At 48.2% G+C, this 17555-nt stretch carries 3 protein-coding genes; all 3 read left to right on the top strand.

Annotation, left to right across the window (positions count from 1 at the left end):
• Positions 1 to 119 precede the first annotated feature (119 nt).
• The 3 genes from ACO6V5_RS01630 (at position 120) to ACO6V5_RS01620 (ending at position 17480) form a co-directional block, all read left to right on the top strand.
• On the top strand, positions 120 to 7109 hold the full coding sequence (locus ACO6V5_RS01630) for a hypothetical protein (RefSeq protein WP_422492049.1): 6990 nt from the start codon (positions 120 to 122) through the stop codon (positions 7107 to 7109).
• 28 nt (positions 7110 to 7137) lie between these two features.
• A complete protein-coding gene (locus tag ACO6V5_RS01625; protein WP_422413267.1) occupies positions 7138 to 12126 on the top strand; it encodes a hypothetical protein in 4989 nt (1662 codons plus the stop codon).
• Between the two features lie 143 nt (positions 12127 to 12269).
• Positions 12270 to 17480 carry a hypothetical protein gene (locus ACO6V5_RS01620; RefSeq protein WP_422413265.1) on the top strand — a complete coding sequence of 1737 codons (5211 nt, stop codon included), beginning with the start codon at positions 12270 to 12272 and terminating at the stop codon, positions 17478 to 17480.
• Positions 17481 to 17555: the final 75 nt, after the last annotated feature.

Below are 17555 nucleotides of genomic sequence, written 5' to 3'. Positions count from 1 at the left end.
CGGCCATGAGCGAACAGCCATGAGCGATTGACAGCCATCAGTTATCAGGAGTCGCTTACTCGCGAGGTGCGGTAATCACTTTTCACGATAGTCAAAGTACTCAGCACTGAGGTAGTAGAATGACAAATATTCGCCCCAATGCCTTAACACTTTCAGTGGCCATTGCAATCAGCTCTTCCATGATTGGCACACAGGCACTGGCGGATCGCAGGCTGCAGACAAAATCTGTCGATATTCATGGCAATGGACATGTAGAGTTCATCCAGAGTGAGGTCATAGTTCAGCCAACTTTAGACGACGACCAGCAGCCAATACCCAAATGCTTTACTACCACTTACCCTGATCAGACTGAAGTCAGAGCGGGTTATGACATCCCTTCTGAAGGTTTCACCGACGTCCTTTCCGGCATCGAGGGTGGCGTTTCCATTGTTGATCAGTTTGAAACAGACGAGAATAACGTTGCTCAGAAGTACACCAAAGTTCTGAAGGTCGGTAATGAGGGGGTTTTCAGGTTCACCCATAACCTTGCAGAAAGGAAACTGCTTATCGAAGTCAGAGACAGAATGACCCATCAGGATTCAATTAAGGCTGTTCGCGTTCAATCAGGCAACACGCAAACATTAGAACCGTTTACGAAAGTTGCCAGCCCCGAACATCTGGTCGGAGTGCTCAAAGGTGTACATGAAAGAGCAGGAAACCTTGGCGAAGTTGATAACTATGTTGCCCTTGCCACCCTTGAAGTAGACAAGGTTAAGGTGGGGGGGCGCACCTTCATGCGCCTTATCGCCGCAGGTGACCGGCCTCCTGAGCTGCAGCGTCTGGGTCAATCGCTTTTTGTCGATGAAGAGGTGCTTTTGGCAGCGGCCACCTCTGCCTATACCCAGGTTCATGTTCTGGGGGAAGAGATACAACAGCAAGCTCTCAACGAACTGTTGTCGTACCATAAACCTGTCGGCTATGTTGTTCACGTCGAAGATGACACACAGCCTTATCCTGTGCCTGTGGGTTATCCAAAACTGGAAGTGACTGAGGCTCCCGGGGAGATTATAGTTTTCCGCAGTCAAAAACAGAATCCAACCGATCTCGCTTTTGTGCAAGGTCTCAATGACATGTGGGCGCAAGAATCTGGCTACTGCCCCCCCTCTCAAGCAAAAACACAGATCAAAAAAGATAAGGTCAAAAGCTATCAATACATCATTAGAAGCAGGCAGATGGCATTGCTGGAGGGGTTAGCAGCAGTGCACAATGCCGGACTTGAAGAAGATGGAGAAATGACGCTTGCATACGACCATGATCTGATGACGCCGCTGTCACAATATGAATATCTCCATCAGGCATTAGCCAGTGCAAATTCAGATGGAGCCGATGAATTTGAACTCACAATAGGACAGATCGAAATCGCTTCGTCGGTCGTCACATCGACCTGGATGCAGAATCAACTCAAAAAATACTTCAGCTTCAAGCCGGCATTTAGAAATCTCCTGACTAATCAGTTCTTTATTCAGAATATTCACGAAGTGATAGCAGATGATAGTGATATCATCCGGGTGCAGGCCGATGATCCCGGGGACGGGGAAGAGTTCGCTTCCAATATCTTGAGCGACAAGCCCAGTAAGCTGATTGAGATAAAAGTCAGGCAAGAAGAGCTGCTGGCAAAAGAAAGAGAGCTCACCCTGCTTAGAAACCAGTTAAAGCTGACAACCGAGAAAACCAGTACCAGTGCAAAGGAACAACTAAGAGCACTTCAACTCAGGCAACAAATTGAAGATAAACTTATACAGTTTCATCAGGAGCTGGGACAACAGAAAAACCAGATACAAACACTTCAGAGGCAAGTCAATCGAATTCCAACACTGGAAAAAAAACTTAGTAACATCAGAGCGTATGCGTTACTGGCTCATTTCTCTGTAACAGCATCAAGGCTTGGTATTGATGACTGGATTGATACCCTTCCACTGGAAGTGCAATCCAGGCGCATCAGTGAAAGAGTTAGTGAAATCTTCAGAGTATACGCCGCAACAGAACAGCCTGATGAAGAAGCGTTAAAAGCCAAACCGGCGGCCATTGGCGGCAAGCAAGGTATCGCTCCGGTCAGTAAAAAAAATCTGGCTATCCTTCTGTCCATTGAGCAGCAGCTGCAACAAGCCTTTAGACGACCCGACTTACTCGATTCGGAAAAACTGACTACCTTTGAAGGTCAACTCGGGATTACGAATAGCCAACATGACCCTTTAGAGCGTCGCCGTACCATTCTGCAACACCTCAAGCATCAGGCCATTAAGATTTTTCAAACACATATTCAGAATCAACAAGAGCACCAGGAACCGAAAAAATGGTTACAGAAACTTCTGCAGGAAATCGAACAAATTACAGAGTTGAAACAAGAGGCCCATGATGCCAGCGCAGGTGACCTGAAAGTTCGCAACGCTCAAATAGCAATGGAGCTTGGTATTGATTACTGGGATGTTACCCAACCACTGGCAGAACAAGCCAGGATCATTAGAAAAAAAATTCTTGAAATCAAGCAATTGGCTGCCGCAACAGCACAACCTGATAAAGGAGCTGTAAAAGCAAAAGCGTCGACCAATGAAGACGATCTTGCCAGCCTTCAGTTCATTCGCCCGCCAAAGCAACAGCGACTGCAACAAAACGAAGAACCAACTGATGGGGAAATCCGGGAAAGACTGGCTTTCTATGAGGGTAAGCTTGATCTGGTTCCGGAAAACGAAGACGACCTTGAAGCTCGTAACCTGGGACTTCAGCAGCGCATCATGCAACTGTCAATTGAGATCCATCAACAAAATATTGAGAATCAGCAAAAGCTGGCAAAACGGAGCACCTGGTTACACTTTCTTCAGGAGGAAGTCGACCGAATTCCAATACTGAGAAAAAAAACTCGTGAAGTAACAGCTGCAGCCATACAGGATTACAACACTCAAATTGCAGCAAAGCTTGGTATTGATAACTGGGATGGTACCCAAACCCTCGAAGCACAAACCAGACTCATCAACCAGAAAATTAATGAAATCAAGGAAGCCGCTGCAGCCACATCAGCTACTGCAACTTTGATTATCCCAACATCGGTTACTGCAACACCGATTGCCTCAACATCGATTGTCCCAAAACCAGTTATCTCAACACCCGTTGCCACAACATTGGTTGCCGCAACATCGGTTGCCGCAACATCGGTTGCCGCAACAGAACAGACTCAGGAAGAAGCTGTAAAAGCAGAGCTGGCGAGCATTGAACGTCAGCCCGGTCTGGTCCCGGAGAACGAAAAGGACCCGCAAGCCTGTTGCCGGGCCATTCAGCAACACCATAAGGAGCAGCAAACTCAGACCGATCAACAATATCTGCAGCAACAGAGCATCACGACAGATGCTGAAAAAGAAGCTGAAATTAAAGCCTTCTATGCAACTATTGCCGTACATTGTGACATTAAGGATTTTGATAGCAATGCAGATATTGACGTTCAACAAGAATGCCTGGTTCAAAAACTGGAGACAATGAATGCTGAAGCGCAACGTCTGCGTCAACAACTCAATACCATGAGCACCCAACTCGAGATGGAGGATTTTTACACCATTACCAGAAAAGTTGCTCTAGCTGGGGTTCTTGGTATTGATCCAAACGACAACACCATACTATCAAACCGCGACGCCGTAGAATCAGCAGTATATACCAAACTTAACAAGCTTAAATTTCTGGACACCTATGTGGATTACATCAGAACAGGCAACTCTGAAGTTATGCCTGAAGTCCGTGAGACATTAAGTGACGTGGAAAAAACCCTTCAGATGAGAGCCCCTGATGAAAAGGATGACGTGTATCTTCGTCGCCAGGTCATTTCTGAAGAAATACAGGGATTCATCAGCAAAGCCAAACAACGGTCAGAGGAAAAGGCTCTGGCAATACTGAAAGCCATCGAAGAAATACTCAACATCAAAGTCAATAAAGGGGACGACAAAACAACAAGACTTATCAGGGTTCGAAGAATGTTTGACGGCGATTATCTCACAGATCAGAGGCTGGATAAGATACATAACACCCTTTGGGCAGATGAAGACGCAGCTCCGGACGGAAGGGATCTTAAAGTCACGAAAATTCTTGCGTATCTTCACTATAAAGTAGGAGGCCCTAACCCGGATCAGTGCGCCAGAGAACAACAGACCGATCCCCTGGCACAGGTAGAAGAAGAATTCGGAATCAACTTCAATAAACAGAATGACAAAGCAACAAGACTTGACAGGGTTCTTAAAATACTTGACTGCGTCGGAGAATACAACTTGGGTCGGATAGACCAGAGCCTCTGGAAAGAAGATAGCGAAGTTCTCGACGAGAGGGGTCTCAGACTCAGGAAGCTTGATGCAAGTCTAACTTATAAAGTCGAAGATCCGTACCATGATAAGCAGGTCATAGTACGGCTGCTACGCTTGATTGCAGCAATAGAGGACCAGCTGCATATCCACCCTCTTGAATACGTTGTTGGTATAAAAAAAGTCAATGCTTTCACGGCGAAACTGGCCAGTGATCTAATGATAAACATTGATAACGACGCCAGCCTTTCTGAACAGAGGGATGCTCTGATAGCCAGAATTCAGGCATTTCGGGATGAAGTCAACCAAGTCTATGACGATGGAACAGCCAGAAGAGCACGGAACAATGAAATGGCGCGCCAACTCAACATTAAAGACTATGACGATGACGCCAGTATAGACGACCAAAATAGACAAATTAAAGCAAAACTCCAACTGCTGGACGAAGAAGTTATTGACAGGGTTCAGCCAGACGTTAGTGCGCGTATCCTGATCATTGAGAACGAGCTTGACAGGCATATGGCTCGCCTGGGACCTAAACCCCGGTACGTCCTGGATCGTAAAGCAGCCACAGCCAGAACCGTTTTGAAAAAAGCTGAAAGTGAGCTGAAGGCTGCTCATCTAAAACTGGATGCTATGGCACAACCGGACGGGGATGATGCCAGTGACAGAAAGATCCGGCAACTGACTCAGGAACAAGCCCGTCTGCAAGCTGATATTGAAGTCAGGACAGCAGACATTGAGAGAATGAAGGCTGCTCTGAAGCTTGCCGAGAAAGCCGTCGAAAATGATGGCGGTCCCTTCCAGTACACGCCGGGACAGGTAGAAGTTCTGACCGATATGTACGACTTCATCCACCAGCACGCGCTCAAGAAACAGGCTCTGGAAGCCGCAATGGGTCTGGCAGCATCTGCAGCCAAAAGCGGTAAGGTGATACCTGAGCTTTCTACTTTCGATTTTGACGATGAATTTGCCCCCATTCGCTTGCAGGCAAAGGTCGGAAAAGATCTGACGTTTCATCAGGCCAGCCGGATTGCAACCGTCTTCAGGAACCTGAAAAGGAGCTTCCCACTCTCCTCTGTCGAGCCGGTAGATAATCAGCCTCAGAACGTCCTGGAAGAAGTCGGGATTCTGGTGCAGAGGATCAGAAATGAGTTGGGCAAAGGGCCTCAACAATACGACGAAATCATTAATGGTATGGGCAAAATGGCCATTCACTTCGTCAAGTACGAAGAAGAGGACCTGAAAAGCTTCCTGGAATACTTCGCTACCCGTTCTGCAACTGGTAACAGGATAATAGCACTGCTGCGAGAAGGTCTGATCAGCAAGATTGAACTTGAAAATTACATTAAGGCCGTCAGAGGTGTTAATGGTTATCAGACAGTGGCTGAGTTTGAACACTTCCTTGGTGATAAACAGGGTGTCAAGGTGCTGGAGTTCAGGAAGGTTATCCAGATGCTGTCCGATGAGGGTGCCGAGCAATTCATGAAGATTGCCATTACTCCTGTGACCTTGACTGCAACTGGCCCGGCGGGCATGAAAGAGTCCGTTGACGGCATGAAAGAGTACGCCGCTGCGGTCATCGCCAACTACGTTCTGGATGATATTGCCTTTGAAAATGGTCGCAGAACAGCAGCGTTTCTGGCCAATGTTCAGGAGACCCTGACACCTTATGCCAATGCTGCCGGGCTGTCTGAATCAGAATTGATCCAGGCTATCCATGATACCTTGATGCAGGCTCATGCCGCAGCGGTTGAGCAGGAGCTAACTAACTACTGGATCAAGCCTTCAGCCTTTCTGGTGCAGGCTGTCACCTGGTACTACGCCAGCTACAAACCGCTACTGATAACCCATACCGCCCGGCAAGCTGCCGAGCAGTCTGTCATAAACATGTCATTCCTCTATCTGCTGGATCTGACCAACCGGGGTGATTACCTGCACAGAATGCTCACACCTTTCCAGCACTGGTTGGAACGTTATGGTGTTGATCCTGACCGAACCGGCCAATACGACTACCACAATGTAATTGAACAGGTCTCTGAAGTGGGCGGTCTGGCCATGCCATTAGGCAAGGCCGCTGCTTCAGTCATTCTGTTAAAAACCGGTTCCATATTGTTTGCCAGACAGTACAACGCCAATCCGCAGATGTATCGCAGCATTTCCCGTCTGGTACCTGAAATAGTGAAATCCATGGGTTCCCGACAAGGGGTACAGGTGCCGCTTCTGCACAGGGTGACACCACAAAAAGTGAAAACTCTGGCCTCGACCACGGCCGCTCTGGTGCTGGGTCCGGTAGCCACTGTCGGAGCATACGCCCATGGACTTATATCCGGATTCACCTATGCCCAAACCTTCGGATTCGCTCTGGCGTCGAGTCTCACTTTCGACTTCTTTATGAACGACAACAAGATGCTCACTCAGTGGCTCGGTGGCCCCCTGGGACGAAGTCTTGACAAATTTAACCGCTGGCGAGGCATGGGTGAATCGGACGATGACTATGTAAAACGCACAGCTATTGCCGCGCCTCAATATTTCAGTGAAACCGATGACGAGTATGCCTACCGTGTTAAAGCCAACAACACAATGTATGGCTGGACACGACATGAAAATTATCTGCAGTTCCGTGAACGCCGGGATCGCACCATCAAACTGTTTGAGAATGGCTGGGAGAAATACTTCAGGGAAAATGTGCCTAAATGGTCGTTCTCCCACGCAAAAAGTATTCCTTATTCCTACACTCTGGGTACCTTCTACGAATGGGGTGACAAAAAGATGAGAAATTTTTCACGGTAATCAAATTACTCTGCTCTGAGGTAACAGAATGACGAATACTCGCCCCCATGCATTAAGCTTTGCTGTGGCCGTTGCAGTTAGCTCTTCCATCATAAGTACACAGGCACTGGCTGATTCAAGGTTGCAGATAAAATCTGTCGATATTTCGGACAATGGACAGGTGGAGTTTACCCAGAGTGTGGTCATAGTTCAGCCAACTTTAGGTGATGATCAGCAGCCAATACCCAAATCCTATACAACCACCTACCCTGATCAGGCTCAAGCCAGAGCGGGCTACGAGGTTCCTTCCGAAGGCTTCACAGACGTTCTTTCTGGCATCGAAGGGGGGGTTTCCAGTGTTGATCAGTTTGAAACAGACGACAATGACGTTGCTCAGAAATACACCAAAGTCCTCAAGGTGGGTGATGAGGGAGTCTTCAGGTTCACCCACAACCTTGCAGAAGAGAAACTGGTCATTGAAGTCAGAAAAGGTATGACCGACCAGCATTCAATTGCGGCCATTCGTGCTCAATCAGGTGACATCGAATCATTAGAACCATCAACGGAAATCGCCAATCCCACACAGCTGGCGGGAGTGCTGAAAGGTGCCCATGGAAGAGCGGGAAACCTTGGCACAAGCGATCACTATGTCGCCCTGACCACCATTCCAGTTAGAAAAGTTGAAGTGAACGGGCGCACCTTTATGCGTCATATTGTTGCGGGCGATCAGCCCCCTGAACTGGAGCACCTGGGGCAGTCGCTCTTTGTTAATGATGAGGCTCTTTTAGCAGCAGCCACTTCTGCCTACATCCAGGTCCATGTTCTGGGAAAAGATATACAACAGAAAGCGCTCAAAAAACTGCTGTCGTACCATAAACCTGTCGGCTATGTTGTACTCGCTGAGGATGACACACAGCCATATCCTCTGCCTGAGGATTATCCAATGCTGAAAGTGACTGAGGCTCCCGGAGAGGTTATTGTTTTTCGCGGTCAAAAACAGAATTCGGCCGATGTCGCTTTTGTGGAAGGTCTCTATGACATGTGGGTGCAGGAACCTGGCTACAACACCCTCTCTAAAACATCAGCAAAGATTAAAAAAGATAAGGTCAAAAGCTACCAGTACACCATTCGAAGCAGGCAGATGGCACTGCTGGAGGATTTAGCGGCAGAGCGCAATGTCGAACCTGACGAAGATGGAAAAATGATACTTGCTTGCGAAGGCGAACTGAGGGCGCTGTCACATTATGAATATCTCCATCAGGCATTAACCATTGCAACTAAAGATGGAGCAGATGAATTTGAACTCACAACAGGACAGATCGAAGTGGCTTCCTCGGTTGTTACATCAACCTGGATGCATGATCAACTGGAAAAACACTTTAGCTTCAAACCTGCAATCAGAAACCTTCTGACGGATCAATTCTTTATCGAGAGTATGCGGGAAGTGATACCGGATGGCAGTGATATCATCCTGGCGCAGGCCGATACTAACGAGGACAGGGAAGAGTTTGCTGCCAAAGTCACGAGCGACACGCCCGAACAGCTGATTGAGATGAACACCAGGCAAAAAGAGCAGCTGACAAAAGAAAGCGAACTCATCCAGCCCGGAAACCAGTTAAAGCTTACAACGGAGAAAAACAGTAACAGTGAAAAGGAAACAGTAAGAGTGCTTAAACTCAGGCAGCAAACTGTAGGTAAACTTACACAGTTTCAGCAAGAGCTGGAACGACAGAACGCACTGATACAAAAACTTCAGCTGCAAGTCAGTCGAATTCCAGCGCTGGAAAAAAAAACCAGTAGTGCCAAAACCCATGCCTTGATAGCTCAGTACGCCACAATGGCAGCACGGCTTGGTATTAATGGCTGGGATGATAGCCTTTCAATAGAAGAACAATCCAGACGCATTATTGAGAGAACTGATGAAATCTTAAGAGTATACGCCTCAGCAGGGCAGTCTCATGAAGGAGCGTTAAAAGCAAATCCGGCGACCATTGGCGGCAAGTGCATTATTGCTTCGGTCAATAAAAAAAATCTGGCTACCCTTCATTCCATTCAAAGACAGCTACGACAAAATGCTAAACTGCCCAACGCTCAAGCTTTGGAAAAACTGACTGCCTTTGAAGGTCAGCTCGGCCTGGTGACGAATAACCGATGTAGCCCTACAGACCGTCGCCGGGCCATTCAACTGCACCTTATGCATCAGGCCATTGAGATTTTTCAAACACATATTCAGAATCCACAAAAGCATGAAGAACCGAAAAAATGGTTACAGAAACTTCTGCAGGAAATCGAACAAATTCCAAAGCTGAAACAACAAGCTCGTGATGCCAGAGCAAGTGCCTTAAAAGTTCGCAACGCTCAAATGGCAATAGATCTCGGTATTGATCACTGGGATGATAAACTGCCACCTGAAGAACAAGCCAGCATCATTAGACAAAAAACTCTTGAAATCAGGCAATTGGCTGCCGTAACAGAACAGCCTGATAGAGAAGCTGTGCAAGCAAAAACGTCAGCCATTGGAAGCAAGAGGCGTTTTGTCTGGGACAATAAAGAGGATCTGACTGCCCTTCGGTTCATTCGCCCGTCAAAGCAACAGCGGCTGCAAGATAACGAAGAACTAACTGATGGGGAAATCCGGGAAAGACTGGCCTTCTATGAAGGTAAGCTCGATCTGGTTCCAGAAAACGAAGATGACCTTGAGGCCCGCAACCTGGGGCTTCAGCAGCGCATCAAGCAGCTGTCACTGGAGATCCATCAACAAAATGTTGAGAATCAGCAAAAGATCGTAAAACGGAGCACCTGGTTACGCTTTCTCGAGGAAGAAGTCGACCGAATTCCAGTGCTGAGAAAAAAAGCTCGTGAAGCAACAGCTGCAGCTATACAGGATTACAACAGTCAAATTGCAGCAAAGCTTGGTATTGATAACTGGGATGGTACCCAAACCCCCGAAGAACAAGCCAAAATCATCAGCCAGAAAATTAATGAAATCAAGCAACCTGCTGCAGCCACATCAGCTACCGCAACATTGATTGCCCCAACATCGGTTACCGCAACACCGATTGCCCCAACATCGGTTGCCCCAACATCGGTTGCCCCAACACCGATTGCCGCAACATCGGTTGTCGCAACCTTAATTGCCCCAACACCGGTTACCGCAACACCGGTTGCTGCAACACCAGCTACCGCAACAGAACAGCCTTGGGAAGAAGCTGAAAATGAACTGGAGACTGCTCATCAAAAACTGAATGCTCTGGTACTAGAGGGCGGTGATGATGCCAGTGGCGACAAGATCCAGCAACCAATTCAGGAACAGGTCCGTCGGGAAGCTGAGATTGAAGTCAGGAAGGCAGACCTTGAGAGAATGCAGGATACCCTGAAGGCCGCCGGAAAAGCCCTCGAAAATAATGGCGGTCCCTTCCAGGACACACCGGGGCATTTAGAAGTACTGACCGATATGCACGACTTCGTCCACCTGCACGCTCTCAAGAAACAGGCTCTGGAAGCCGCAATGATTCTGTCAGCGTCTGCAGCGATAAAGATAACAGCTCTGCTGCGTGAAGGTCTGATCAGCAAGGTTGAACTTGAAAACTACATAAAGGCCGTCAGAGGTGTTGATGGTTATCAGACAGTGGCTGAGTTTGAACACTTCCTTGGTTATAAACAGGGTATCAAGGTGCCCGGGTTCAGCAAGGTTATCCAGATGCTGTCCGATGAGGATGCTGAGCAATTCATGGGGATTGCCATTACTCCTGTGACCGTGACCGCAACTGGCCCGGCGGGCATGAAAGAGTCTGTTGTCGGCATGAAAGAGTATGCCGCAGCTGTCATCGCCAACTACGTTCTGGATGATATTGCCTTTGAAAATGGCCGCAGAACGGCAGCATTTCTGGCCAATGCTCAGGAGACCCTGACACCTTATGCCAATGCTGTCGGCCTGTCTGAGCCAGAACTGATCCAGACTATCCATGACACATTGAAGCAGGCTCACGCTGCAGCGGTTGAGCAGGAGCTAAATAACTACTGGGTCAAACCTTCAGCCTTTCTGGTTCAGGCTGTTACCTGGTACTACTCCAGCTACAAACCACTGCTGATGAACACTAACGCCTGGAATGCTGCCAGACTGTCCCTGTCAAACATGGCGTTCCTCTATCTTCTGGATCTGACCAACAGGGGTGATTACCTCCACAGAATGCTTACACCTTTCCAACACTGGTTGGAACATTATGGTGTTGATCTTGAGCGAACCGGCCAATACGCCTACCACAACGGAATTGAACAAGTCTCTGAAGTGGGCGGTCTGGCCATGCCATTGGGCAAGGCCGCTGCTTCAGTCATTCTGCTAAAAACCGGCTCCGTGTTGTTTGCCAGACAGTACAACGCTAATCCCCACAGGTATCGCAGCATTTCCCGTCTGGTGCCTGAAATAGTGAAATCCATGGGTTCCGGACAAGGGGTTCAAGTGCCACTTCTGCACAGGGTGACACCACAAAAAGTGAAAGCGCTGGCCTCGACCACAGCCGCTCTGGTGCTGGGTCCGGTAGCCACTGTCGGAGCATACGCCCATGGACTTATATCCGGATTCACTTATGCGCAAGCCTTCGGATTCGCTCTGGCGTCGAGTCTCACTTACGACTTCTTTATGAACGACAACAAGATGCTCACTCAGTGGCTGGGTGGCCCCCTGGGCCGAAGTCTTGATAAATTTAACCGCTGGCGAGGCATGGGTGAATCGGACGATGAATATGTGAAACACACAGCTATTGCCGCGCCTCAATATTTCAGTGAAACCGATGAAGAGTACGCCTACCGTGTTAAAGCCAACAGCACAATGTATGGCTGGACACGACATGAAAATTATCTGCAATTCCGTGAACGCCGGGATCGCACCATGAGACTGTTTGAGAATGGCTGGGAGCAATACTTCAGGGAAAATGTACCTAAATGGTCGTTCTCCCACGCAAAAAGTATTCCTTATTCCTACACTCTGAGTACCTTCTACGAATGGGGTGACAAAAAGGCTACCCGCGACGAACTCTGAATATCAGACCCTTTTGACGACCCATTCAGGCGTCAAAAAGAATCCAGCATAAATCAGCCATGAGCGACAGAAACAATTTTTTGCGCCCTCAGGGATGAGAAATTTTTTACGGTAATCAAATTACTCTGCTCTGAGGTAACAGAATGACGAATGCTCGCCCCCATGCATTAAGCTTTGCCGTGGCCGTTGCAATCAGTTCTTCCATTGTCAGTACACAGGCGCTGGCTGTTTCAAGGTTGCAGATAAAATCTGTCGATATTACGGGCAATGGACAGGTGGAATTTACCCAGAGTGAGGTCATAGTTCAGCCAACTTTAGGTGCTGATCAGCAGCCAATACCCAAATCCTATACAACCACCTACCCTGATCAGGCTCAGGTCAGAGCGAGCTACGACGTTCCTTCCGAAGGCTTCACAGACGTTCTTTCTGGCATTGAAGGCGGCGTTTCCAGTGTTGATCAGTTTGAAACCGACGAGAATGACGTTGCTCAGAAATACACCAAAGTCCTCAAGGTGGGTGATGAGGGAGTCTTCAAGTTCACCCATAACCTTGCAGAAAAGAAACTGGTCATTGAAGTCAGAAAAGGAATGACCGACCGGAATTCAATTGAGGCTGCCCGTGCTCAATCAGATGACATCGAATTATTAGAACCATTAACGAAACTCGCCAGTCCCACTCAGCTGGCGGGAGTGCTGAAAGGTGCGCATGGAAGAGCGGGAAACCTTGGCGCAAGAGATCAATACGTTGCCCTTGCCATCATTCCAGTAAAAAAAGTTGAAGTGAACGGGCGCACCTTTATGCGTCATGTTGTTGCGGGTGATCAGCCCCCTGAACTGCAGCGTCTTGGACAGTCGCTCTTTGTTAATGATGAGGCTCTTTTAGCAGTAGCCACCTCTGCCTACATCCAAGTCCATGTTCGGGGGGCAAAGCTACAACATAAAGCGCTCAAAAGACTGTTGTCGAACCAAAAACCCGTCGGCTATGTTGTACTCGTCGAGGACGGCAAACAAGCATATCCTGCACCTGCTCGTTATCCGTTACTGGAAGTGGATCAGGCTTCGGGGGAGATTATTGTTTTCCGTGGCCAGAAGCCGAATCCAGCCGATATTGCTTTTCTGGATAGTCAAATTTTCCGCTGGGAACACTATCGATTTAGACAATACAAGGCAACGGTTAAAGTTAAAAAAGATAAAATCAGAAGCTACCAGCACATCATCAGGAGCAGGCAAATAGCGCTGCTGGAAGAGCTTGCTGCTGAACTGGCGGTACAGCAAGATGCCAAATTTAATGAAGATACATTGTCAACGCTTAGCTACTACGAATCTTTACAGCAGGCATTAACCAGTGCCACTTCGGATAGAGCCGATGAATTTGAGTTAACATCAAGACGGATAAGAATCGCGACATCGATCATCAAACCAATCTGGATGCAGTTTCAACTCATAAAAAACTTCAGCTTCAAACCTGCACTTCAAAATCTTCTGATTAATCATAACTTTGTTCAGAGTATTCAGAACTTTATATCCCTTGCCAACACAGTGACGAAGAACTTTGCTGATCTTTATGACAGAGACTATCCCCCTACAGTCCCGGAAGACATTAACGGACAGATGCTTGAGATGGTAAGCACGATAAAAAAACTGCAGTCAAGAGAGGCCGAACTCGCCGGGGCAGTCAAGACATTAGATCGCAGCATAACGGCAATGGCCATTGCCAGTGATGAGGCAAAACTGACCATAGAACGACTCAAACAGAAACTTCAGGGTGAGCTTCAAGAGCTTCGTCAAGTGCTCATGGTGATGAAAAACATGGCTGATGAACCTCAGCAGGATAACAAACGAATCCCGGAGCTGGAAAAACAGGTCAGTGATGACAGGGCAGACGCCAGAAAAACTCACAGCGCTCAACTGGCAGCAGGGCTCAGTATTGATGACCGGGATGCTACTCCGCCGCCAGAAAAACGCGCCAGGCTTACCAGTCAGAAAATTGATGAAACCAGGCAATCGGTTACTGCGTCATCAATTACCCCAACACAGGCCAGCGCAACGCCGGTTGCCACAACATCGGTTGCCGCAACATCGGCCGCAACCAATTCCCAGCCTGCTCTAAGTCTGTGCATCTCAATACAAACCGGTGAGGATCTCTCGCAGAAACTGGCTTCCGTTGAAAGCCAGCTTGGTTTGGTCCCGGTCGACTTAGCAGACCTGGAAGCCCGTCAACAGGCCATTGAACAACACATTGAGCAGCTGAATGCTCAGACCCGCACAGAGGCTGACAAAGCTGCTGCAATGAAGGCCAGCTATAAAACCATTGCCGTGCATTGTGACATTGATGATTTTGATAGCAAGGATGCCGACGAGTCTCAGCCTGTTTTGAATCTGGACAGGACAATGCTACCCAATGGCGAACTCTCACAGGAACTGGCTGACATTGAAAGTCGCTATGGTTTGGTCCCGGTCGACGAAGCAGACCTGGAAGCCCGTCAACAGACCATTGAGCGACTCTTTGAGCAGCTGAATGCTCAGGCCCGCACAGAGGCTGACAAAGCTGCTGCAATGAAGGCCGGCTATACTACCATTGCCGCACATTTTGACATTGATGATTTTGATAGCAATGCAGATATTGACGTTCAACAAGTACATCTGGTTGAAAAACTGAAGGCAATGAAGGCTGAAGCACAATCCCTGCGTCAACAACTCTATACTACGAGCAAGCAACTCACTGAGGAGCTTCTTTACACCGCTGGCAGAACAGCTGCTCTGGCTGAGGTTCTCGGTGCTGATCAGAATGACAACACCTTACTATTAGACCGCGCCGCTGCGGAGACAGCAGTCCTTAACAAACTTTTCAAGCTTAAATTTTTGGACACACAGCTGGATTACATCAGGACAGGCCACTCCAAAGTGATGCCTGAAGTCCTTGAGACATTGAGTAACCTGGAAAAAGCCCTTCAGATAAGAGCCCCTGATGACAACAATGACGTGTATCTTCGTCGCCAGGCCATTTCTGAAAACATGCAGAGGCTTGTCAGAAAAGCCATACAACAGTCAGAGGAAAAGGCGCTGGAGATCCTGAAAACCTCAGAAGAAATACTCAACATCAAAGTCAATGAAAAGGATGACGAAACAACAAGATTTAACAGGATTCGGAGAATGCTTTACGGCGATGATCTTACAGATCAGACGCTGGATAAGATGGATAACACCCTCTGGGCAGATGAAAACACAGCTCTGGACGGGAGGGCTCTTAAACTCGAGAAGCTTCTCGCGCATCTTCACTATAAAGTCGGAGTCCATGACCCTGATCAGCGAACCAGAGAACAACGGACTGATCCACTGAGACAAGTAGAAGAATTACTTAAGGTCAACCTCATTGAACGGGATGACAGAGCACTAAGACTTGCCAGGGTTATTAATATATTTGACAGCGATTTTGTCAGAGAACAGCTACTGGATCGGATAGACCAGACTTTCTGGAAAGAAGACTGCAAAGCTATCGACGAGAGAGGCCTCAGACTCAAAAAGCTTGATGCGAGTTTTACTTATAAAGTCGCAGATCCGTACCATATTAAGCTGTTCAGAGAACTGCAGAAACGTTGGCTTGCAGCCATAGAGCGGCAGCTGAACATCCCCCCTCTTGATTTCGTTACCGCTGTAAGAAAAGTCAAGGTTTTCACAGCCAAACTGGCCCGTGACCTGGTGATGAACCTTGACAGGGATGCCAGTCTGTCTGACCAGAAGGAGGCCCTGATAGCCAGAATTCAGGCATTTCGGGATGAAGTCAACCAAGTCTATGAAAATGAAGCAGTCAGGAGAGCCCGGAACAATGAAATGGCCCGCCAACTCAATATTGAAGACTATAACGATGACGCCAGTATAAACGACCAAAATAGTCTAATTAAAGCAAAACTCCTACAGCTGGACGAAGAAGTTATCAACAGGGTTCAGCCAGACGTTAATATGCGCCTCCAGATCATTGAGAACGAGCTTGACAGGCATTTGGCTCTCCTGGGACCTAAGCCCCGATACGTTCTTGATCGTGAGGCAGCCACAGCCAGACGAGTATTGGAAGAAGCTGAAAGTGAGCTGGAGACTGCTCATGTAACCGTGACCGCAACTGGCCCGGCGGGCATGAAAGAGTCCGTTGACGGCATGAAAGAGTACGCCGCTGCGGTCATCGCCAACTACGTTCTGGATGATATTGCCTTTGAAAATGGTCGCAGAACAGCAGCGTTTCTGGCCAATGTTCAGGAGACCCTGACACCTTATGCCAATGCTGCCGGGCTGTCTGAATCAGAACTGATCCAGGCTATCCATGATACCTTGATGCAGGCTCATGCCACAGCGGTTGAGCAGGAGCTAACTAACTACTGGATCAAGCCTTCAGCCTTTCTGGTGCAGGCTGTCACCTGGTACTACGCCAGCTACAAACCGCTACTGATAACCCATACCGCCCGGCAGGCTGCCGAGCAGTCTGCCATAAACATGTCATTCCTCTATCTGCTGGATCTGACCAACCGGGGTGATTACCTGCACAGAATGCTCACACCTTTCCAGCACTGGTTGGAACGTTATGGTGTTGATCCTGACCGAACCGGCCAATACGCCTTCCACAATGGAATTGAACAGGTCTCTGAAGTGGGCGGTCTGGCCATGCCATTGGGCAAGGCCGCTGCTTCAGTCATTCTGTTAAAAACCGGTTCCATATTGTTTGCCAGACAGTACAACGCCAATCCGCAGATGTATCGCAGCATTTCCCGTCTGGTACCTGAAATAGTGAAATCCATGGGTTCCCGACAAGGGGTACAGGTGCCGCTTCTGCACAGGGTGACACCACAAAAAGTGAAAACTCTGGCCTCGACCACGGCCGCTCTGGTGCTGGGTCCGGTAGCCACTGTCGGAGCATACGCTCATGGACTTATATCCGGATTCACCTATGCCCAAACCTTCGGATTCGCTCTGGCATCAAGTCTCACTTTCGACTTCTTTATGAACGACAACAAGCTGCTCACTCAATGGCTGGGTGGCCCCCTGGGCCGAAGTCTTGACAAAATGAATCGCTGGATAGGCTTGGGTGAAACGCAAGATGAATATGTGCAACGTACCGCTATTGCCTCGCCTCAACGCTTCAATGAAACTGACGAAGCCTATACAAACCGTGTTAAAGCCAGCAACAGGATGCACGGCTGGACTCGACACGAAAATTATCTGCAGTTCCGCGAACGACGTGATCGCACCGTGAAACTGTTTGAGAATGGCTGGGAGACATACTTCAGAGAGAATATACCCAAATGGTCATTCTCCCACGCACAAAGTATTCCATACTTCTACACCCTTGGAGTCTTCTACAAATAGCAAAAGGTCGATGATCAGAAAGTTGGCGGTCATGGTAAGAGAAATGCCCCTTAATCAAGCTTTCTAATCAGTTCT

Source organism: Endozoicomonas sp. ALD068, from assembly GCF_049310145.1.
Lineage (GTDB): Bacteria > Pseudomonadota > Gammaproteobacteria > Pseudomonadales > Endozoicomonadaceae > Endozoicomonas_A.
This window is presented reverse-complemented; position numbering and strand designations above follow the sequence as displayed.